This window comes from Delftia acidovorans NBRC 14950 (assembly GCF_001598795.1).
GTDB classification, from domain to species: Bacteria; Pseudomonadota; Gammaproteobacteria; order Burkholderiales; family Burkholderiaceae_C; genus Comamonas; species Comamonas acidovorans.
Map to the genome: position 1 here is coordinate 1 of NZ_BCZP01000043.1, position 20130 is coordinate 20130.

18 protein-coding genes are annotated in these 20130 nt (G+C 68.1%); 8 read left to right on the top strand and 10 right to left on the bottom strand.

Annotated elements, in window-relative coordinates; translation table 11 throughout:
• Positions 1–92 precede the first annotated feature (92 nt).
• Entirely contained in the window at positions 93–1904 is a 1812-nt protein-coding gene (xsc, locus tag DA1_RS28105) for a sulfoacetaldehyde acetyltransferase (RefSeq protein WP_034390943.1), read from the bottom strand.
• Positions 1905–2035: 131 nt separating this feature from the next.
• Here xsc and DA1_RS28110 point away from each other — a divergent pair, with 131 nt between their 5' ends.
• Genes DA1_RS28110 through DA1_RS28120 form a run of 3 tightly spaced genes read left to right on the top strand, consistent with a single transcriptional unit; the run spans position 2036 to position 5514 of the window.
• Positions 2036–2863 (top strand): IclR family transcriptional regulator, encoded by an 828-nt coding sequence (locus DA1_RS28110; RefSeq protein ID WP_012203918.1) that lies wholly within the window; start codon positions 2036–2038, stop codon positions 2861–2863.
• Entirely contained in the window at positions 2856–3833 is a 978-nt protein-coding gene (locus DA1_RS28115; protein WP_034390945.1) for an AAA family ATPase, read from the top strand. The genes DA1_RS28110 and DA1_RS28115 overlap by 8 nt, the downstream gene beginning before the upstream one ends.
• Complete coding sequence (locus DA1_RS28120) at positions 3823–5514, top strand: cobaltochelatase CobT-related protein (RefSeq protein ID WP_034390947.1); 1692 nt, start codon at positions 3823–3825, stop codon at positions 5512–5514. The genes DA1_RS28115 and DA1_RS28120 overlap by 11 nt, the downstream gene beginning before the upstream one ends.
• Positions 5515–5572: 58 nt before the next feature.
• Here the strand turns inward: DA1_RS28120 and DA1_RS28125 are convergent, their stop codons facing one another.
• The gene (locus DA1_RS28125) at positions 5573–6337 is read right to left on the bottom strand and encodes an alpha/beta fold hydrolase (protein ID WP_034390949.1); all 765 of its coding nucleotides are present in this window, start codon (positions 6335–6337) and stop codon (positions 5573–5575) included.
• Positions 6338–6441: 104 nt separating this feature from the next.
• Between DA1_RS28125 and DA1_RS28130 the strand changes: the two genes are divergently transcribed.
• The 4 genes from DA1_RS28130 (at position 6442) to DA1_RS28145 (ending at position 11617) form a co-directional block, all read left to right on the top strand.
• Positions 6442–6810 carry a DUF2946 family protein gene (locus DA1_RS28130; protein ID WP_012203922.1) on the top strand — a complete coding sequence of 123 codons (369 nt, stop codon included), beginning with the start codon at positions 6442–6444 and terminating at the stop codon, positions 6808–6810.
• 124 nt (positions 6811–6934) lie between these two features.
• Positions 6935–7600, top strand: a complete 666-nt coding sequence (locus tag DA1_RS28135) for an SCO family protein (protein ID WP_034390951.1) — start codon at positions 6935–6937, stop codon at positions 7598–7600.
• Positions 7597–9639 carry a TonB-dependent receptor family protein gene (locus DA1_RS28140; RefSeq protein ID WP_034390953.1) on the top strand — a complete coding sequence of 681 codons (2043 nt, stop codon included), beginning with the start codon at positions 7597–7599 and terminating at the stop codon, positions 9637–9639. The genes DA1_RS28135 and DA1_RS28140 overlap by 4 nt, the downstream gene beginning before the upstream one ends.
• 139 nt (positions 9640–9778) lie before the next feature.
• A complete protein-coding gene (locus DA1_RS28145) occupies positions 9779–11617 on the top strand; it encodes a sensor domain-containing diguanylate cyclase (protein ID WP_034390955.1) in 1839 nt (612 codons plus the stop codon).
• A gap of 181 nt (positions 11618–11798) precedes the next feature.
• Here the strand turns inward: DA1_RS28145 and DA1_RS31435 are convergent, their stop codons facing one another.
• The 3 genes from DA1_RS31435 to DA1_RS28160 all read right to left on the bottom strand — a co-directional run bounded on the left by DA1_RS31435 (position 11799) and on the right by DA1_RS28160 (position 14063).
• Positions 11799–12476, bottom strand: coding sequence for a hypothetical protein (locus DA1_RS31435; RefSeq protein ID WP_230590723.1), 678 nt, complete (start codon positions 12474–12476; stop codon positions 11799–11801).
• A 269-nt stretch (positions 12477–12745) separates the two neighbouring features.
• A complete protein-coding gene (locus DA1_RS28155; protein WP_034390958.1) occupies positions 12746–13513 on the bottom strand; it encodes a hypothetical protein in 768 nt (255 codons plus the stop codon).
• Between the two features lie 22 nt (positions 13514–13535).
• Positions 13536–14063, bottom strand: a complete 528-nt coding sequence (locus DA1_RS28160; protein WP_444979545.1) for a low molecular weight protein-tyrosine-phosphatase — start codon at positions 14061–14063, stop codon at positions 13536–13538.
• On the opposite strand from DA1_RS28160, the gene DA1_RS28165 reads away from it, so the two are divergent.
• On the top strand, positions 13999–14334 hold the full coding sequence (locus tag DA1_RS28165; protein ID WP_230590724.1) for a hypothetical protein: 336 nt from the start codon (positions 13999–14001) through the stop codon (positions 14332–14334). The two genes, DA1_RS28160 and DA1_RS28165, sit on opposite strands and share 65 nt — an antisense overlap.
• A 121-nt stretch (positions 14335–14455) precedes the next feature.
• Here the strand turns inward: DA1_RS28165 and DA1_RS28170 are convergent, their stop codons facing one another.
• The 5 genes from DA1_RS28170 to nirB form a co-directional block, all read right to left on the bottom strand.
• Complete coding sequence (locus DA1_RS28170; protein ID WP_034390963.1) at positions 14456–14779, bottom strand: hypothetical protein; 324 nt, start codon at positions 14777–14779, stop codon at positions 14456–14458.
• 25 nt (positions 14780–14804) lie between these two features.
• Positions 14805–15215 carry a GNAT family N-acetyltransferase gene (locus tag DA1_RS28175; RefSeq protein WP_034390964.1) on the bottom strand — a complete coding sequence of 137 codons (411 nt, stop codon included), beginning with the start codon at positions 15213–15215 and terminating at the stop codon, positions 14805–14807.
• A 90-nt stretch (positions 15216–15305) separates the two neighbouring features.
• A complete protein-coding gene (locus DA1_RS28180) occupies positions 15306–16910 on the bottom strand; it encodes a DUF8224 domain-containing phage-derived protein (protein ID WP_051940564.1) in 1605 nt (534 codons plus the stop codon).
• A gap of 129 nt (positions 16911–17039) precedes the next feature.
• Positions 17040–17381 carry a nitrite reductase small subunit NirD gene (gene nirD, locus DA1_RS28185; RefSeq protein WP_013803814.1) on the bottom strand — a complete coding sequence of 114 codons (342 nt, stop codon included), beginning with the start codon at positions 17379–17381 and terminating at the stop codon, positions 17040–17042.
• 37 nt (positions 17382–17418) lie between these two features.
• Positions 17419–19935 (bottom strand): nitrite reductase large subunit NirB, encoded by a 2517-nt coding sequence (nirB, locus tag DA1_RS28190; protein WP_034398255.1) that lies wholly within the window; start codon positions 19933–19935, stop codon positions 17419–17421.
• Positions 19936–20130 lie beyond the last annotated feature (195 nt).

A 20130-nucleotide genomic window follows, 5' to 3' on the forward strand; every position in this document is an offset into this window, starting at 1 on the left:
GGCCGCCCCGCACCGAGGGTGTCGTCCCCCTCCCCCGCGCAGCGGGTAGAGAGGGGGAAGGCGCGCAGCGCCTCAGGGGGTGTCAGACAGCTTCAGACAAAATCTTTGTACTTTTCGAGGAAGCGCACGGGCTTGGCCAGCGCATCGCGGCGGAACGGGTCGCCCAGTTCGCGCGTGCACATCACCTCGATCACGCAGGTCTTGCCGTGGTTCATCTGCAGGTCGATGGCCTTTTGCAGCGCCGGGCCCACGTCCTCGATCTGGTCGACCACGATGCTCTCGGCACCCATGGCGCTGGCAATGGCTGCGAAGCTTTCGCTTTCCAGCTCGCCGGCCACGAAGCGGCGGTTGTAGAAGTCCACCTGGTTCTTCTTTTCCGCGCCCCACTGGCGGTTGTGGAAGACCACGGCCGTGACGGGAATGTCATGGCGCACGGCGGTCATGATCTCCACCATGCTCATGCCCCAGGCGCCGTCGCCGGCGTAGGCGATGGCCGGGCGGTCGGGCGCTGCGCACTTGGCACCGATGATGGTGGGCAGGGCATAGCCGCAGTTGCCGAAGCTCATGGGCGCGAAGAAGCTGCGCGGCTCGTCGAAGCGCAGGTAGCTGTTGGCCACGGAGTTGATGTTGCCGATGTCGGTGGAGACCATCACGCGCGGCGGCATGGCCTTTTCCAGCTCGCGCAGCACCTGGCGCGGGTGCAGGTACTTGCCGCCCGTGGGCGTGCGCTCGCCCTTGGCCTCTTCGATCATGTCCAGGCTGTAGGGGTCGCGCTCATGTGTCCACTCGTCCAGCTCCTTCTCCCATGCGGCCTTTTCGGTAGCAATGGTGTCGGCGCGCGCGGCCTTGGTGGCGTCGCAGGCCAGGGTCTGGCCCTGCAGGCGGCGGCCCAGCTCGCGCGCCACGGCCTTGGCGTCGCCGTGGATGCCCACCGAGATCTTCTTGACCAGGCCCAGGTTGGTGTGGTCGGCCTCGACCTGGATGATCTTGGCGTTCTTGGGCCAGTAGTCCATACCGTGCTGGGGCAGGGTGCCGAAGGGGCCCATGCGCGAGCCCAGCGCGATCACCACGTCGGCCTGGGCGATGAGCTTCATCGCGGCCTTGGAGCCCTGGTAGCCCAGCGGGCCGGCCCACAGCGGGTGCTTGGCGGGGAAGGCGTCATTGCGCAGGTAGCCCGTGACCACGGGGGCGCCCAGGCGCTCGGCCAGCTGCCTGCACTCCTCGACCGCATCGCCCATGACCACGCCGCCGCCGGCCAGGATCACGGGGAACTTGGCCGTGGCCAGCAGTTCCGTGGCGGCCTGCAGGCTGTTTTCGCCGCCCGAGCCGCGCTCCACGCGCATGGGCTTGGGGATTTCGCACTGCACTTCGCCGTAGAAATAGTCGCGCGGGATGTTCAGCTGTGTGGGGCCCATCTCGGAGATGGCGCGGTCAAAGCAGCGGGCCGTGAACTCGGCCATGCGCTTGGGGTTGCAGACATGGCCCTGGTACTTGGTGAACTCCTGGAACATGGGCAGCTGGTTGGCTTCCTGAAAGCCCCCCAGGCCCATGCCCATGGTGCCGGTCTCGGGCGTGATCATGACCACGGGGCTGTGGGCCCAGTAGGCTGCGGCGATGGCGGTCACGCAGTTGCTGATGCCGGGGCCGTTCTGGCCGATCACCACGCCGTGGCGGCCCGAGACGCGCGCATAGCCGTCGGCCATGTGGGCGGCGCCCTGCTCGTGCACCACGGGGATCAGGCGGATGCCGGCGGGCGCGAAGATGTCCATGGCATCCATGAAGGCCGAACCCATGATGCCGAACATCTCCGTGACGCCGTTGGCCACGCAGGTCTCCACAAAGGCTTCGGAAGGGGTCATCTTCTGGACGCCTTCGACCACCGTACGATTGTTGGCTGCAGTCATGTTGTCTCCTTGAAAATGGAACTAAATGTTCCGAAAAAAGAAATTACGGCGCAAGTCTAGGACTGACTTCGCCTGGATGTCAAACAAATTTCTTTTTTCGGAACAAATTGACTCGAAAAATTGAAAAACATATGATGACCAACACCATGAACACCCGTGACCCCATCCCTGCCCGTATCGATGGCGACACGCCCAACCTGCGGCTGTTCGCCCTGCTGGAGGCCATTGCCCAGAAGAACGAGCCCTTCACGCTGCAGACCATGGTCGAGGAGACAGGCCTGCCCAAGCCCACCATGCACCGCATGCTCCAGCAGCTCGAGGGAGCGGGCATCCTGCAGCGCGAGGGCAATGGCCGGCACTACGGCACGGGCCGGCGCCTGATGCGGCTGGCCGAGAGCGTGCTGCTCAACAACACCACGCATGGCGCACGCCACGCGGTGCTGGCCCAGCTGGTGCGCGACATCGGCGAAAGCTGCAACATCACCGCCTTCTCGGGCAGCGAGGTGCTCTACCTGGACCGGGTGGAGACGCCCGCGCCGCTGCGCTTTTATCTGCACCCGGGCTCGCGCGTGCCGGCCCATTGCTCGGCCACGGGCAAGCTGTTCCTGAGCCAGATGGCGCCCGCGCAGCGCAGGCGGCTGCTGTCGGCCGTGCCGCTGGAAGGCTTCACGGCCAACACGCTGACGGCCTTTGACGCGCTGGACGCCGAACTGGACCAGGTGCGCGCCCAGGGCCATGCCTTCGACAACGAGGAATTCCTGCCCGGCCTGCTGTGCCTGGGCGTACTGGTGCCCTCCATCCAGGGCGGCCCCTCGAACATGGGGCTGGCCGTGCAGGCGCCCATCATGCGTTTCACGCGCGAGCGGGCGCTGTCCTTTCTTCCCCAACTGCGCGCGGCGGCCGAGGCGATTGCGCGCATCAACGACGAAGTCCCCCCGGGAGCCCCTGACGATGACTGAGCTGACCCTGATGCATCCCACGCGCACGCTGGCCGTGCGCGAGACCTTCGGCCTGGACACCGACATGCAGGTGCCGGCCTTTGCCGAACGCAGCGAGCATGTGCCGGCCGTGGACCCGGCCTACCGCTTCAACCCGCAGGCCACGCTGGCCATCCTGGCCGGCTTTGCGCACAACCGGCGCGTGGTCATCCAGGGGCTGCACGGCACGGGCAAGTCCACCCATATCGAGCAGGTGGCGGCGCGGCTGAACTGGCCCTGCGTGCGCGTCAATCTTGACGGCCACATCAGCCGGCTGGACCTGGTGGGCAAGGATGCCATCGTGCTGCAGGAGGGCCGCCAGGTCACGCAGTTCCAGGAAGGCATCCTGCCCTGGGCGCTGCAGCGGCCCGTGGCCCTGGTCTTCGATGAATACGACGCGGGCCGGCCCGATGTGATGTTCGTCATCCAGCGCGTGCTCGAACGCGAGGGCAGCTTCACCCTGCTGGACCAAAAGCGCGTGCTCCAGCCGCATGCGCAGTTCCGCCTCTTCGCCACCATGAACACCCTGGGCCAGGGCAACCTCAGCGGCCTGTACCACGGCACGCAGATGCTCAACCATGCCCAGCTCGACCGCTGGAACCTGGTCACCAGCCTGGACTACCTGGCGCCGGCCGAGGAAGCCGCCATCGTGCTGGCACGCGTGCCGCAGTTGGCCACGCCGCAGGGGCGCGAGCAGGTGGCCGCCATGGTGGCGCTGGCCGCGCTCACGCGCAAGGGCTTTGCCGTGGGCGACCTGTCGTTGCTGATGTCGCCGCGCACCGTCATCACCTGGGCCGAGAACGCGCAGATCTTCCATGACCTGCGGCTGGCCTTCGAGCTGTCCTTCCTCAACAAGTGCGAGCCGGCCGAGCGGGCCATCGTGGCCGAGTACTTCCAGCGCTGCTTCGGCCAGGAACTGGCGCTGCGCGACGAGCCCGCCCATGCCTGCTGAGGCATCCCCCTCGCTGGCGCGCATGGAGGCCTGGGGCGGCGCGCTGCTGCGCGCCATGGCGGGCGATGCCTCGCTGCAATGGAGCGGGCAGACGCTGTACCGGGGCACGGCGCCCGTGGTGCTGGCAGCGGCCCACCAATCCGATGTGCCGGCCCGATTGGCCGACCAGCGCGGCCTGCTCGACGGCGCCAGCCTGCGCCTGCGCCTGAGCGATGCCGCGCTGCACGCGCGCCACCTGCCCGGCGACCCGGTGGAGCGGCTGGTGTTCGAACTGCTGGAGCAGTTGCGCGTGGAAAGCCTGGCGCCCGAGGAATGGCCGGGCGCACGCGCCAACCTGCATGCGCGCTTTGTGCACTGGAGCCAGGCCTTTGCCGATTCGGGCCTGACCGAAAGCAGCCTGGGCATCCTGCTGTTCACCGTGGCGCTGACCGCCTGGAGCCGCATGAGCGGACATGCGCCGCCCGATGCCCTGGCCGACCTGGCCGAGGCCACGCGCGCCGGCCTGTCGGCGCAACTGGGCGCGCAGTGGGCCCTGCTGCGCCGCCACCGGCAGGACCAGCAGGCCTTCATTGCGCCGGCCCTGGCCATCAGCCGCTGGGTGGGCCAGGCCGTGCGGTCAGCCCAGGAAGAGGCGCCGCGCGGCGCTGGCGGGCCGCGCCGGCGGGGCAGCTTCGCGCTGCCGCTGCACTTTGAATCGCAAAGCCTGGATGCGCCGCCCGTGGCACTCAGCGGCGACAGCCGCGCCTGGGCCGGCTCGGCCCACAGCTACCGCGTGTTCACGCGCGTCTATGACCGCGAGGCGCAGGCGGCCGAGCTGATCCGCGCAGCGCAACTGGCCGAGTTCCGCGGGCAGATGGATGAGGAACTGGCGCGCAGCGGCTTGCACGCGGGCCGGCTGGCCCGCCACCTGCAGCAGCGCCTGGCCGTGCCGCGCCACGACGGCTGGCAGTTCGGCCTGGAGGATGGCCACCTGGATGCAAGCCGGCTGGCGCAACTGGTCAGCGATCCGCAGCAGCGCGCCATCTTCAGGAACGAGCTGCCGCGCCCCGTCAGCGATGCGGCCGTGGCCCTCCTGCTGGACTGCTCGGGCTCGATGAAGGCGCATGCGCGCCCGCTGTCCCTGCTGGTGGACCTGCTGGGTCGCGCGCTGTCCATGGCCGGCGTGCCGGTGGACGTGCTGGGCTTTTCCACCCAGGCCTGGAACGGCGGCCGCGCCCGCCGCGACTGGCAGCGCGCGGGCCAGCCCCACATCCCGGGCCGGCTCAACGAGCGGCTGCACATCGTCTTCAAGGACGCCGCCAAACCCTGGCGCCACGCCCGCCACGGCATTGCCGCGCTGCGCAGGCCCGACCTCTTTCGCGAGGGCGTGGACGGCGAGGCCGTGGAATGGGCCTGCGAGCGGCTGCTGGCGCGGCCCGCGCAGCGCCGCATCCTGCTCGTCATCTCGGACGGCTGCCCCATGGACACGGCCACGCACCAGGCCAACGACGAGCACTACCTGGACCAGCACCTGCGCCAGGTCATCGCCCGGCACGAGCGCGCGGGCGACGTGCAGATCCGCGCGCTGGGCGTGGGGCTGGACCTGGGCGTGTTCTACCGGCGCAGGCTGGCGGTGGACCTGCGCGAGCAGATCGATGAAGCCCTGCTGATGGACGTGGCGGAGTTGATCTGCCGGCCGTGATGTCCTCCACGATAGCGACTTCGCTCAGCCCCCATCCCGCCCGGGTGGGACTGCAGATCTAGCGGACCTGCGCGACAAAGTCGCTCACCAACTGCGCAAACTCCGCGGGCATTTCCACGGCACTCAAATGCGCGGCGGGCAGCGACACCAGCTGCGCGCCCGGAATCTGCGCCTGCATGTCCTCGGACAGGGCAGGCGGCGTGGCCTCATCGCGACTGCCCGCAATGAGCAGCGCGGGGCAGGCGATGCGCCGATTGCTCTCGCGAAAATCGATGCCGCCCACGGCCGCACAGGCCGCCGCATAGGGCTTGGCCGCCAAAGCCTCCAGCCCTGCGCGCAAGGAGGCCACGCGGGCCGCCTGCCCGGTGCGGAACTCGGGGGTGAACCAGCGCTGCATGGCGCCGTCGGCAATCACCGCCACGCCCTGGTCGTGCACGGTGGCAATGCGCGCCTGCCAGCCTGCGCGCGCGGCCTCGTCGTAGTAGCTGGCCGAATTGGCGATGGTGATGCTGCGCACCAGCGCCGGATGGCGCACGGCCAGGGCCTGGGCCGTCATGCCGCCCATGGACAGGCCCACGAAGTGCACCGGCCCCTGGCCCAGCGCATCGATCACGCCGGCTGCGTCGTCTGCCAGATCGTTCATGTCGAAAGCCTCGCCGATGGCGGGCGAGCGGCCGTGGCCCCGGTGGTCGTAGCGCACCACGGTGAAGCGGTCTTCCAGCGCCTGGGCAACGCCGTCCCACATCTGGAGGTCACAACCGAGCGCGTGGCTCAGAACGAGGGCCGGGCCTTGGCCCTGCTGCACAACATGGAGTTTCGACATGGCGGTCACTGCTTGGGGGAAAAGGCGATTATGGGATGGCCCATGCGGGCAGGCGGCTACGGATACCACGCATATCCGGCAGCTCAGCCCCATAATCCCCAGCCATGCACGCCCTGCGCAACTCCGTCTCACTGGCCCGCCTGGTCATGGCGTGGTTCGCGTTGACGCTGGGCCTGGCCATTGCATCGCCCCTGGTGCACCCGCAGGCCATGGAGCTGGTCTGCACGGCTGGCGGCAGCGTCAAGCTGGTCGTGGTCAACGGTGAAGAAGGGCAGGCGGTGTCTGCCCAGCATTCGCTGGACTGCCCGCTGTGCCTGGCGGTGACGCCGCCGCCCGCGCATGTCTCCCCCTCCTGGGCGCAACCGCAGCCGCTGGGCCGCGCGCTGCAGCCCATCGTCTCTGCCCGCATTGCCTCCCTGGTCGGCGCACCGCTGCCGCCGCGCGGGCCTCCCTTGCTGCTGCTGATCGCCTGAGCCCTCGGCTGCTGTGCAGCGCTGTCCCGCGCTGTCTGGCCGCTGGCCTGTCTCAGAACATTGCCGCATCGGCCGGGCGCAGCCTTGGCGGTGCGGCTTCGCCAAGATTCCACGCAGGGAAGCCATGTTCCGTTCCGATTGCCATGCGGCGCCGCAGCGCGCCGCCGATTCTTCTTCGACCCTCCCATCCGTTGCTTGCGTTGCCCTGTCTCGCCGTGCCTGCCTTGGCGGCGGCCTGGCCGCACTGGCGCTGCTGGCCGGCTGCAAGCCCGCCACCGTGCCGTTCAAGGGCATCGACCTGACCGGCGCGCAGTACGGCCGGGACTTCCGCCTGCGCGATGCCGATGGGCGCGAGCGCACGCTGGCCGACTTCAAGGGCCAGGCCCTGATGGTCTTTTTCGGCTTCACCCAATGCCCCGATGTCTGCCCCACGGCGCTGACGCGCGCGCTGGAAATACGCGAGCTTCTGGGTGCCGACGGTGCCCGCCTGGCCGTGGCCTTCATCACCATTGATCCCGAGCGCGATACGGCCCAGGTGCTCAAGGCCTATGTGGGCGCCTTCGACCCCGGCTTTGTCGCGCTGCGCGGTGACGAGGCGCAGACGGCCGAGGTCGCCAGGGAATTCAAGGTCTTCTACAAGAAGGTGCCCACGGGGGCGTCCTACACCATGGACCACTCGGCCATCACCTATGTCTTCGATCCCGAGGGCCGGCTGCGCGTGGCGTTCCGCCATGAGCAGGACGCGCAGGACTGCGCGGCCGATCTGCGGCAGATCCTGGGGGCTGCATGAAGAGCTTTGCACTTTCTCTGGCCGGCGCCGCAGGCCTTTGCGCGGCATCCTCCGCCCTGGCCCAGGCAGAACCTGTTCTTGCGGATGTGGAGGTGCGCGCCCGCGGCGCCGCCGCCACGGCCGAGGCCCGCGCCGCGCAGGCCGTGCAGGCTGCGCGCGATGAGCTGTCGCAGCGCGCAGGCGGCACGGCCGTTATCGATGCAGCCAGCTACGCGGCCGGGCGTGCCAGCACCGCCGCCGATGCACTGGCCTACGCGCCGGGCGTGCTCGCACAGACGCGCCACGGCCCGGAGACGCGGCTGTCCATCCGGGGCTCGGGCGTGCAGCGCGGCTACCTGATGCGCGGCATACAGCTGTACCAGGACGGCATACCGCTGAACCAGGCCGATGGCGCGGCGGACTTCCAGTCCATCGACCCCATGGCGGCCCAGCATGTCGAGGTCTGGCGTGGCGCCAATGCGCTGGAGTACGGCGCCAGCAGCCTGGGCGGCGCGATCAACTTTGTCTCGCCGACCGGGTTGACGGCGCCTGCCGCATCGCTGCGGCTGCAGGCGGGATCGTTCGGCCAGCGGCAGGCACAGGCCCAGCTGGCGGGCCGTGGCGAGCGGGTGGATGGCCTTCTGAACATCAGCCGCAGCGAGCAGGACGGCTGGCGCGAACAGTCGGCCTGGCGCACGCAGCGCCTGTCCGGCAATGTGGGCCTGCAGCTCACCGATACGCTGGAGCTGCGCGCCTTCCTGTCCCATGTGGATGCCGACATGCAGATGCCCGGCAGCCTCACGCGCGCGGCCATGCTGGCCAATCCGCGCCAGGCCGCGCCCGGCTATGTGGCGCAGGACGCCGGCAACAACTACCGCCAGACGCGCGGCGCCCTGCGCATGGACTGGCAGCCGCGCGAAGGCCTGCGCTGGACCACCTCGCTGTTCGCCGCGCAGCGCGACCGCTTCCACCCCATGACCATGGGCATCGTCCAGCAGGACATGCGCGACACGGGTCTGGACTCGCGCCTGGCGGCCGAGCTGGGGCAGGGCGGCGGCCTCACGCGCAGGCTGGTGCTGGGCTTTTCCAGCGCGCAGCTCGATGGCGATGAATGGCGCTACACCAATGCGGGCGGCGCGGCCGGCACGTCCACGGGGCGCACGCGCGTGAAGGCGCAGCAGGACGTGGTCTATGGCGAATACAGCCACGGCCTGAGCACCCGCTGGACGCTGCAGGCCGGCCTGCAGTTCGTGCGCGCCCAGCGCCGCCAGGACAATCTGCTGGCGCCCGCCGCCAGCTACGACGTGGATTTCAGCCACACCTCGCCCAAGCTGGGCCTGCTGTTCGCGGCCACGCCCACGTCGCAGTGGTACGCCAACATCAGCGGCAGCTTCGAGGCACCGCCCATTGGTGAGCTGGTCTACCAGCCTTCGCTGCCGCTGGGGCGTGCGCAAAGCGCAACCACGGTGGAGGCCGGCTGGCGCGGCCACGGCGAGGCCCTGGCCTGGGACGCCGCCATCTACCACTCGCGCGTGCGCCGCGAACTGCTGGCGCTGACCGACGCCAGCGGCGCGACCCTGGGCACCACCAATGCCGACCGCACCATCCACCAGGGGCTGGAGCTGTCCATGCAGGCACGGCTTGCGCCGCGCTGGTCGCTGCGCACCCAGTACCTCTACAGCGACCTGCGCTTTGACAACGACGCCGTCTACGGCCGCCGCCGCCTGGCCGGCATTCCACCGCACCTGTTGCGGGCCGAGCTGCAGTGGAAGGCCACGCAGCAGGTCACGGTCGCGCCCGGCCTGGAGTGGCTGCCCTCGCGCACCTGGGTGGACCATGCCAACACCGTGGCCTCCGATGGCTATGCGCTGCTCAACCTGCGCTTGAGCGGGGCGCTGGGCGATGGCTGGAGCTGGTTCGTCGAAGGCCGCAACCTGACCGACCGGCGCTATGCCGCGACCACGGCCGTACAGGCCAATGTGCGCGGCGTGGACGGTGCCTATTACTTTCCCGGAGATGGCCGGGCCGTGTACGCGGGCCTGAGCTGGCGCATGCCCTGAGCAGGCCGGGCGCAGCGCCGAAAGGCGCCGCTGCCATGGCGTGCGACCTGGCATGGAGTGCTCCTGCCTTGTGCTAAAAATGGGCCGGTCCATCCACCCCGATGCCCATCCAGCAAGTAGGAAAGGGACACCCGGCGCCATGAAGAGGCTTCTTTCCGACAAGGTGCTCCGGCGCCTGGTGCTCGGCAACCTGCTGGTGGCCGGCCTGCTGGGCCTGGCCACCTGGTTGAGCCTGCGCGCCAACCACCAGGCCGACCTGGACCTGGGCGTGGCCGTCACCCGGAACCAGGCCCGCAGCCTGAGCCTGGAGCTGAACGCCGAGATGCGGCTGGTGGACAACGCCCTGGCCACCGTTGCGGGACGCTACCGCAGCCGGAGTCTGGAAGGCGCGGACGTGGCGGCGCTGGCCCTCTATGAAATCCTGCAGGAGCAGCGCGCCCTCGTTCCCTTCGTCACGGCGCTGCGCGTCACCGACGCCAATGGCCAGGTCCTGCAGAGTGCGAACGAGGAGGAGCCGGCATTTTCCGTGGCCGAGCGAGGCTACTTCGACCGGGCGCGCAACACCGACCGCATGGTGGTCTCCGACCCGCTGGTCAGCCACTCCTTCAAGAAATGGGCCATCGTGCTGGCGCGGCGGCTGCAATCCGGCGATGGGGATTTCCAGGGCATCGTCTACGCGGTCGTCGCGGCCGAGCATTTCCAGTCGCTGTTCCGCCGCCAGGCCTTCGGGCCCGACAGCGCCATTGCGCTGCGTTCGGACAAGGATCTGCTGGTGGCCCGCTACGCGGCAGGCGATCCCCAGCCCATGGCCGGCATCGGCGGCTCGGAAGTCTCGGGCGAGTACCACCGGGCCCTGGCCGATGACCGGGAGCTTGGCTGGTACATCACGCCCACGCTGCTCGATGGCGTGGAGCGCATCACGGCCTACCAGCGCCTGGCCGGCTACCCGCTGACCGTCTTCACCGGCCTGGGCACGGAAAGCTACCTGGCGGGGTGGCGTGCATCGGCCTGGCGTGCCTGGGCGCTCACGGGCCTGAGCATCGCGCTGATCGCGCTGGGCTCGGTCAGCCTCTATCTGCTGCAGCAGCGCGAGCGCGTGGCGCGCATCCGGCTCGCCGAGTTGCTGCGCCAGCAGGAACTGTTCATGGACAACGACCTCATCGGCATCGCCCGCCTGCGCGAGCGCCGGCTGCTGTGGACCAACCAGGCCCTGCAGCGCATGCTCAAGCGCCCGGCCGGCGAGCTGCTGGACCACTCGGCGCGCATCCTCTACCCGGACGAGGAGACCTACGAACGCTCCGGCGAACTGGCCTATGGCGCACTGCGCTCCAGCGGCAAATGCCACGCCCAGATGCAGCTGCAGACCAGCGATGGCAGCCTGCTCTGGGTCGATGTCAGCGGCGCAGGCCTGGCCGATGGCGAATCGATATGGGTCTTCGTGGACATCGACGCCCTCAAGCGCGGCGAGCAGGCGGCCCAGCACCAGGCATTGCACGACGTGCTGACCGGCCTGGCCAACCGCCGCGCGCTGCAGGCGCGGCTGCAGCGCGCGCTGGCCCAGGCCAGCGGCCCCGGCCAGCTGGCCGTCTGCTTCATGGACCTGGACGGCTTCAAGCAAGTCAACGACACCGAAGGCCACGACGCCGGCGATGAAGTGCTGCGCATCATCGCCCGCCGCCTCACCACCCAGGCCCGCGAAACCGACTGCGTCGCCCGCCTGGGCGGAGACGAATTCGTGCTGCTGCTGGACGAACTGGCCTCGGCCGACGACGCCCGGCAGATCATGCAGCGCTGCCTGGCCTCCATCCGCCAGCCCATCCGCCTGCACAGCGGCGCCACCGTGCAGGTCGGCGCCAGCATGGGCATCGCCCTCAATGCCTCCCGGGAAGATGCCACCCAGCTCCTGCAGCGCGCCGACGAGGCCATGTACGCGGCCAAGCGCGCGGGCAAGGGGAGGATTGTGCTGGCGGGCGGGTAGGGATTTTGGGGCTATGCCGCCGTTGTGATTGCGGCAGTTGTCCGGGCGGAGGGGGCCGTGGGCTCAACAAGGCAAGGCCTTGAATGCCGAACCAGAAGTCACCGCCGAGGCGGTCACCAAAGGCCGGGCGGCAGACCCGGCCTTTTCTTTCCTTGCATTCGTTTTTCAGCGCTCGGCCTTTTCAATCCATATCCGGATCCTCGTCGCAGCCCGAGCCATTGACGGAGCACATGGAGCCTATCTTGATTTTCCGCATGGGCTGCTTGGCCAGCCTTTCACAGCGCGACATTTGCTCGGCATACATATCGTCCATGTGCGTGCCGTCAATCATGATCACCCCATTGCGAATGATGGGCTTTGCCTGACCATCGGCAAGGGCGAAGGCCATTTTCCTGAGAAGAAAACCGGCATGGTGGCAAGGGCCCAGGGCCATGGCAATCCTGGTCATTTCAGGATCAGGAACGCGATTTTTGGCCTGCGTCAGGCTGTCCATCTTTTCCATGAAAGCCCCGTCGTTCTGCGCGATCTGGGCCACCAGCCTGGTCATGCCCGCCTGATTGCGCTTTTTCACAAGATCCGCAATCTGGTCCTCCAGGCGTCTCGCCGCAGCGGCATCACCGAATGCAGCCAGAGAGGCAGATAGTGCATCGTTCTCGGCCGCCGATACTCCGTTCGGCACACACAGTACAGCGCTCGCAGCCAGCAAGGCGGCCATGATCCGGCGAGTCCGTATTGCGCCTTGCGGCCGCAGGCGTCCTCCCAATGCAATGGTGTTCATGTTCTTTGAAGATGGATTGAAATGAAAAATCTCCATTGCGCAGACGCAGTGGAGAAGAAGGGCCTGGGCGGGAATGGCCAAGCCACCGAACTCTATCTCAATATGCGAATGGATATCCAGGCATCAGCCAGTCAATTGCTTTGTCGCACCACCAGCTCATAACCCAGATCCAGGCTTGGCGATTCCCCGGCCTCTCCGTGCATCCATTGCCGCAGCATGCGCGCACCTTCTGTGCCGACGCGGCCAAGCGTGCTGGCAAGGGGCGGATTGTGGTGGCGGGTGGGTAGGGCTATGGAGGCCGTGCCGCTGCTGTGATCGGGGCAGTTGCCGGGGCAGGTGGGGCCTTGGGCTCAACAAGGCAAGACCTCGAATGCCGAGCCAAAAGACGACGCAAGGCCGTTGATGGCCCGTGTGCACACGCGTGCCCGGTTGAATGCGATGTCGCACAGCAGCGCGATGGCAAAGGCCAGATAGGCCATGTAGGCCAGGCCGATGTAGCTGCCAAACACAATGGTGTGCAGCCAGTCCTGGGCGAACAGATACAGCGTGGCAGTCACCGCCGAGGCGGTCACCAGCACGATGGCGGGCAGTACCAGCTGCAGCCCCGCCCGCCTGCGTCGCGCCGTCACGCCGGCCAGGGCCAGAAACACCAGCGCATTGGACGCAGTGAAGATCCTGAACTCCCGCACCAGGCTGGCCGTGGTCTGGTGGTAGGCCGACTCGATGAATTCCACCAGCCGGGCGCGCATCTGGATCAGCGATGCCAGCTGGGTGGCTTGGCGCTGCTGCGTGTAGACGGCATTGCGCTTGCGGCATTCGCAGTCAGCACGGCGCATGTCGGTCATGACCGAGGCCACCTTGTCGGGAATGCCTGCCTCGATCTCGCGCCGCACTGCGGCGATCTCGCTATCTGTCCTGCCAAGCGCTTTCTGGGCCAGGCCCGCCATGCGCGAGCCTGAAAGCGTATCCAGCTGGGTGCCCAGCCTGCGCTCGATCTCGATGCGGATGATCTCCTTGCCCAGGCTCTCGACCAGCAATGGCGAGGAAAACGACAGGGCGAAGGCTGCGCCGAACACAAGCGTGCCCAGGATGCCGAAGCAAAGAATGAGGTTTCGCATGCGCAAGCTGTGCCGAGGCTTGTCAACCCTTGCGCGGTGCCATGCCCAGCGTGGCCAGCAGTCCCGCGCAGGCGTCCTCCACCAGGTCCAGCACGTCCTCGAAACCCCGGTCGCCGCCGTAGTAGGGGTCGGGCACTTCGCGCGCGGTGTGCTCGGTGCAGAAGTCCGTCAGCCGCTGTACGCGGTGCCATTCGGACTCGGGGCAGATCCTGCGCGCTGCAGATTCGTTGGCGCCATCCATCACCAGCACCTGGTCGAATGCCGTGAAGTCCTCGGCCCGCAGCTGCCGCGCGCGCTGCTGCGAAAGGTCATAGCCGCGCCGTGCGGCATGGGCCTGGGAGCGGCGGTCGGGTGCCTCGCCCACGTGGTAGCCGTGCGTGCCTGCAGAGTCCACTTCGATGCGGCCCGCCAGGCCCGCGTCGGCCACCATTTTTTCAAGCACGCCGTGGGCCGTGGGGCTGCGGCAGATGTTGCCGGTGCAGACCATGAGGATTCTTTTTCTCTTTGTGGCTGGCCTGCGGTCAGCTGACTGTTCCCGAATCTGTTCCATAAACCTCCCTGTGGGTAACGGGCTTCACGACATCTGGATTGCCTGCGATGCCCAGGCGCTCGCCGGCATTTTCCACGCCCCGCACCTGATCTGCCGGGCCGCTTATGCTGCGCCCATGGTGGAACTGCTTTGTTTCTGGATGACCCGGGTGGGTGCGGCCCTGCTGGAGTTGCGGTTGCTGCGCAGCAGCGACGGCGGCCTCAGGGTGATGCTCATCACGGCGGCCATCGTAGTCATCGTGTGCCTGGCGTTGCTGTCCTTTTACGCCTGAGCCCGCAGGTCGGGCGTTTTCGGACGCCCTGTCAGGCGGATTTCATGGTGCTGCGCCGCCGGCAGGGGACGTGGCTGAACTCAATGCAGCGCCATCTTGCATGCCAGTGCGGATTCTTCGATCACGGCGGAATCGATGCATCAATCATGTGCGGCCCGGTGATCTTCTGCGACGGGATCCAGACCAGATAGGACCTCCACATGCCCCGATCATTGCAGTACACAAGGTACTCGCCTGGGTCCAGGCGGCTCTCCCGGTATTGGAATTGCACGCAGCCGATAGCTTGGTTCTTGCCCAGCGCGATGGCGATGTCTCGGCTGAAATCAGTTCTCCACGGACCGGGATAGCGCTCGGTGAGCGGCACACTTTTCGGCGCAGGCACAAGGAAGGCAACGGCCAAAAACGCTGCGGCGATCACTGCCGCTGCTCTCAGTTTGTTGTTCATCTCTGTCTAAATCGGGCCTCTGCAGTCAAACAATGCGCAAGGACATGCCCGCCTTCCTGGGCAGCAGGGAGGGTTCGAACCCATAGCGGCGATAGAACTCCGGCGTGCCGTGGTCGGCCATGAGGCTGACATAGGCCGTGGGCAGGGCATTGCCGTGGATGTACTGCATCAGGCGCTGCATGATGAGGTGGCCTAGGCCCTTTTTCTGGTGCTCGGGGATGACAGCGATGTCCACGATTTCGAAGAAGCACCCGCCGTCTCCGATCACGCGGCCTATGCCAACCGGCGTTGCATCGGCATAGACGACCACGCTGAACAGGCCGTTTTTCAGGCCGATGGCGGCCGCCTCGGGCGACTTGCGGCTCAGGCCGGCAGCCAGCCGGATCTGGATGTAGTCCTGGACGGCGGGGACGTGGCCTTCAATGCGGTAGTTCATGGATGGTGAGGGCGCCAGGGGCATTTCGGAGGATCGGCGGAGCGCCATCATAGGCAGGCGTCTGCCGAGAGGGAGGGCGGATCGCCGTCCTCAGTCCCAGCGATCGATCGTGTAGGCCTGGGTCCATCCATTCGAGACGACTCGCAGCGATGCGGGATAGGCGTTGCCCTGGTCGCGCAGGTCGATGCCCACGGCAGAGCCTTCGGCCAGGCCGGCCATGGTGACTGCGTTGGAGTGCGCCTCCACCGTGGCGCGCACGCCGTGCAGCTCGGCGCGCAGCAGGCTGGGGAACAGCGCGGCACCCACGTTGCGGGTTTCGCGCGCGCCGTCCAGCAGCAAGATGATGCCGTCGCCCTGGTGCTTGAAGCGTTCGCCGTCATCGTCCCAGCGGGCCGGCAGCCGGGTGATACCCGCCACGCTGACCCAGCCTTCACTCAGGCCGAACTGGGCCGCGGGGGAGCCGCCGCTCCACACATACCAGGAGAACGGATGGTCCCACTGGAACAGGCGCGGCGCGTCTTCGTTCACCGCCGTGGTGATGCCGATGAAGGGGTTGGCCGTGGCGCGGATCTGTACCTCGATCTGCTCGGCCGTGGGGATGATGGTGCGCACGAATTTCTGCAGCGTCATGGTGATGGCGGGCGTGGCCATGCCTGACTTGGGCTGTGCGGCGCCCTTGGGCAGAACATGCGCAAAAAGACCGCTGCCCGTGCGTGGGGCGGGCTCGCGCCTGCGCGGCGTCCAGGTCTTGGGCACTTCCTCGAATCGGGCCATCCGGCGCGGCAGGGCAGGTGCCAGGCCCAGCTGCTCGAACACTTTCTCTGCCTGCGCAATGCCGCCGGCGGTGGGTGCCGCCTGCGGGCGCTGGTAGCGCAGCGGGTGCATTTTTGCGGCGAACGCGCGCGAGACGTCGGCGTAGCTCTTGCCCGCCGCGATGTCTTCCAGCAGCGTGCCGATCATGGAGCTGCGCGGATGGCAGAAGCCGGCCGGCGCCGAGGCAATGGCGCGCCAAAGAATGTTGTCGGCTGCCTGCGGGCTCCTGGCCTGGGCGCGGTCCGTGTGCAACTGGTGCAGGAACTCGGCCTGGCCCAGCACCCGTTCGGCGCTGTAGAGCTGGTCGGAACGCAGCAGCTGCAAGGCGGTGGCCACATGGGCGCTGTGGAAGTCGCCAAGGGCGCGCTCCATGGTGCTGAAGTCTTCGCGCCTTTCCGCCATCTTCTGGCCTGCGGTCAGCAGCGTGCGCTTGAATTGCAGCGCCTGCGGCACCGTGACGTGCATGTGCGGATGCCCGCCCGCCTGGGGCCGGCCCCACACGGCAGGGGTGGCGAGGAAGACGCCACGCACGGTGGCGCGGCGCACGGCGGCGGCCATGGCCGCCACACCGGCACGGTGGATGCCGGGCGCATCATCGCCCCACAGCAGCGGCGTCTGGCGGCCGTCGGCCGCAAGGGTGACCAGGCCGCCAAAGCGGCGCACGAAATTCTGGCAGCAGCTGCAGGTATGGCGCTGGCGCAGTTCGGCAGGCAGGGCGGCCAGATAGTCGTCGAACAGGCCGGTGGCCGTGGTGTCGAAGACCTGGTCGCCGCCCTCCTTGAGTCTGGCCTCGAAGCGGGCCTGCAGGCCGTGGAGAAAATCTGCGTAGCTGTGTTCGTCGCCCGCGTTGTGGGCTGCGGCGTCCGGATTCCCTGCGTTCATATCCACCCTCATGCATCTGTCGAGGCGGCAATGATGCCCGACCGGCAAAGGTGGAATGCAAGGCAGATGGTTCTACCGCGCCATCACGGGACGCGGGGAACCCCTCCCCATGCTGATCTGTCCGAGATCTCAGTGCAGCGCCACCATCAACTGCCCGTTCTCATTGCGCACCGCATGGGCGCGCACGGAGTGCTCGGGCGCCTCCAGGCATTCGCCGGTGGCCAGGTCGAAGTGGTGCTTGTAGATGGGCGAGGCGACGACGACGCGCTCGCCCAGGCTGCCGACCAGGCCGCGCGCGAGCACGCTGGCGCCGCAGCGCGGGTCCACGTTGTCTATGGCGTAGAAGCGGTCTTCGCCAAGGCGAAAGACCGCCACATGCCGGCCTTCGACCAGGGCGCAGACCCCCGTGTCGGGGACGATGTCGCGGGTGGCGCAGACGGGCATCCACTGTTCTTGGGCGGGGTGTGTCATGGCGGTGCCTTGTCGGTGGTGTGGGTGCTGGCCGGGATCAGGCCAGGGCCTCGCTGCGCTCTTCGCTGCGCGCCGGGCGGATCTGGCCGCGCTCCTGCACGAAGACGATGTGCTCGTCGGGCTGGTCGCTGTTGATGAAGCTGCGAAAGCGCTGGCGCACTTCGGGCGTGGTGACGGCGGTCTTCCACTCGCACTGGTAGGTGTCCACCACATGCTGCATCTGGGCCTCGAGTTCGGCGCCCAGGCCCAGGCTGTCGTTGACCACCACGTCCTTGAGGTAGTCCAGGCCGCCTTCCAGGTTTTCGCGCCAGGTGCTGGTGCGCTGCAGGCGGTCGGCCGTGCGCACGTAGAACATCAGGAAGCGGTCGATGAGCTGCAGCAGCCTGTCCTTGGACAGGTCGGAGGCGATCAGCTCGGCATGGCGCGGCTTCATGCCGCCGTTGCCGCAGACGTAGAGGTTCCAGCCCTTGTCGGTGGCGATCACGCCCACGTCCTTGCCCTGGGCCTCGGCGCATTCGCGCGTGCAGCCCGAGACGCCGAACTTGATCTTGTGCGGCGCGCGCAGGCCCTTGTAGCGGTTTTCCAGCTGCACGGCCAGGCCCACGCTGTCGTCCACGCCGTAGCGGCACCAGGTGGAGCCCACGCAGCTTTTGACGGTGCGCAGCGACTTGCCGTAGGCATGGCCGGACTCGAAGCCGGCCGCGATCAGCTCCTCCCAGATCAGCGGCAACTGCTCCACGCGCGCGCCAAACAGGTCCACGCGGGCGCCGCCCGTGAGCTTGGTGTACAGGCCGTATTTCTTGGCCACCTGGCCGACGGCGATCAGGCCGTCCGGCGTGACCTCGCCGCCGGGCATGCGCGGCACCACGGAGTAGCTGCCGTCCTTCTGGATATTGCCCAGGTAGTAGTCGTTGCTGTCCTGCAGGCTGGCCAGCTGCGGCTGCAGCACGAATTCGTTCCAGCACGAGGCCAGGATGCTGGCCGCCAGCGGCTTGCAGACATCGCAGCCCAGGCCCTTGCCATGGCGGTGCAGCAGCTCGTCGAAGGTCTTGATGCCGCCCACGCGCACCAGGTGGTACAGCTCCTGGCGCGAGTGCGGGAAATGCTCGCAGACATGGTTGTTGACGGCCATGCCGCGCCGGGCCATCTCGGCCTTCATGACCTGGGTGGCCAGCGGCACGCAGCCGCCGCAGGTGGCGCCTGCCTGGGTGCAGGCCTTGAGCTCGGCCATGGTGCAGGCGCCTTCGCCCACGGCCGCGCAGATCTGCGCCTTGGTGACGTTGTTGCACGAGCAGATCTGCGCCGTGTCGGGCAGGGCGTCCACGCCCAGGCCGGGCTTGGCCTTGCCGTCGCTGGAGGGCAGGATGAGGAACTCGGGCTCCTCGGGCAGGGCGATGCTGTTGAGCGTCATCTGCAGCAGCGTGCCGTACTCATCGGCATTGCCCACCAGCACGGCGCCCAGCAGCTGGCGGCCGTCCTCGCTGACCACGATCTTCTTGTAGACCTGCTTGCGCTCGTCGATGAACTGGTAGTTGCGGCTGCGCGGCGTCTTGCCCTGGGCGTCGCCGATGCTGGCCACATCCACGCCCATGAGTTTGAGCTTGGTGCTGAGATCGGCCCCGCCGAAGGCGGCCTCGGCCTCGCCCGCAATGTGGCGGGCCGCCACGCGCGCCATGTCGTAGCCGGGTGCCACCAGGCCGAAGGTCTGCTCGCGCCAGGAGGCGCATTCGCCAATGGCGTAGACGTTGCGGTCGCTGGTGCGGCAATGGTCGTCCACGGCCACGCCGCCGCGCGGGCCTATGGCCAGGGCGCATTGGCGGGCGATCTCGTCGCGCGGGCGGATGCCGGCGGAGAAGACGATCATGTCCGTCTCCAGGTGCGTGCCGTCGGCAAACACCATGCGGTGGCGCGCCGTGGCGCCGTCGGTGATCTCCAGCGTATTGCGGCCCGTGTGCACCTGCACGCCCAGGTCCTCGATCTTGCTGCGCAGCACGCGGCCGCCGCCGTCGTCCACCTGCACGGCCATCAGGCGCGGGGCGAACTCCACCACATGGGTCTCCAGGCCCAGGTCGCGCAGGGCCTTGGCGCATTCCAGGCCCAGCAGGCCGCCTCCCACCACCACGCCGGTCCTGGAGCGCGCGGCCGATGCCTGCATGGCCTCCAGGTCCTCGATGGTGCGGTAGACAAAGCAGTGCGGCCGGTCGCGCCCCGGCACGGGCGGCACGAAGGGCGCCGAGCCTGTGGCCAGCACCAGCCGGTCGTAGGCGATGACTTCGCCATCGGCCGTGGTCACGGTGCGCTCGCGCCGCTCCACGGCTGCCGCCCTGGCCGCCAGGCGCAGTGTGAAGCCGCTGGCCTCGAAGAAGCCGGGCTCCACCAGGCTCAGGTCCTCGGCGCTCTTGCCGGAGAAGAATTCCGACAGGTGAACACGGTCGTAGGCGGCGCGCGGCTCCTCGCACAGCACGGTGACGTTCGCGTCTGCCACGCCCAGGGCATGCAGCTGCTCGAGAAATTTGTGGCCCACCATGCCGTGGCCGATCACAACGATGTTCATCTGGCGTCCTGCGTTGCGCATCCAGTGTTTTGCGGGCCGCAGGCCAGGGCCGGCGGGTCAGGGCAGCCAATGCAAGTGCCGTGCCAGCACCGCGGCGCGGTGCCTGCCCGTGGTGCACGCTGTCTGGTGCGCAGACAGCGTGCACCGCAATGCGCCCGCCGCACCGTGCAGGGGCGGGGTGCGCCTTGGTGGTGC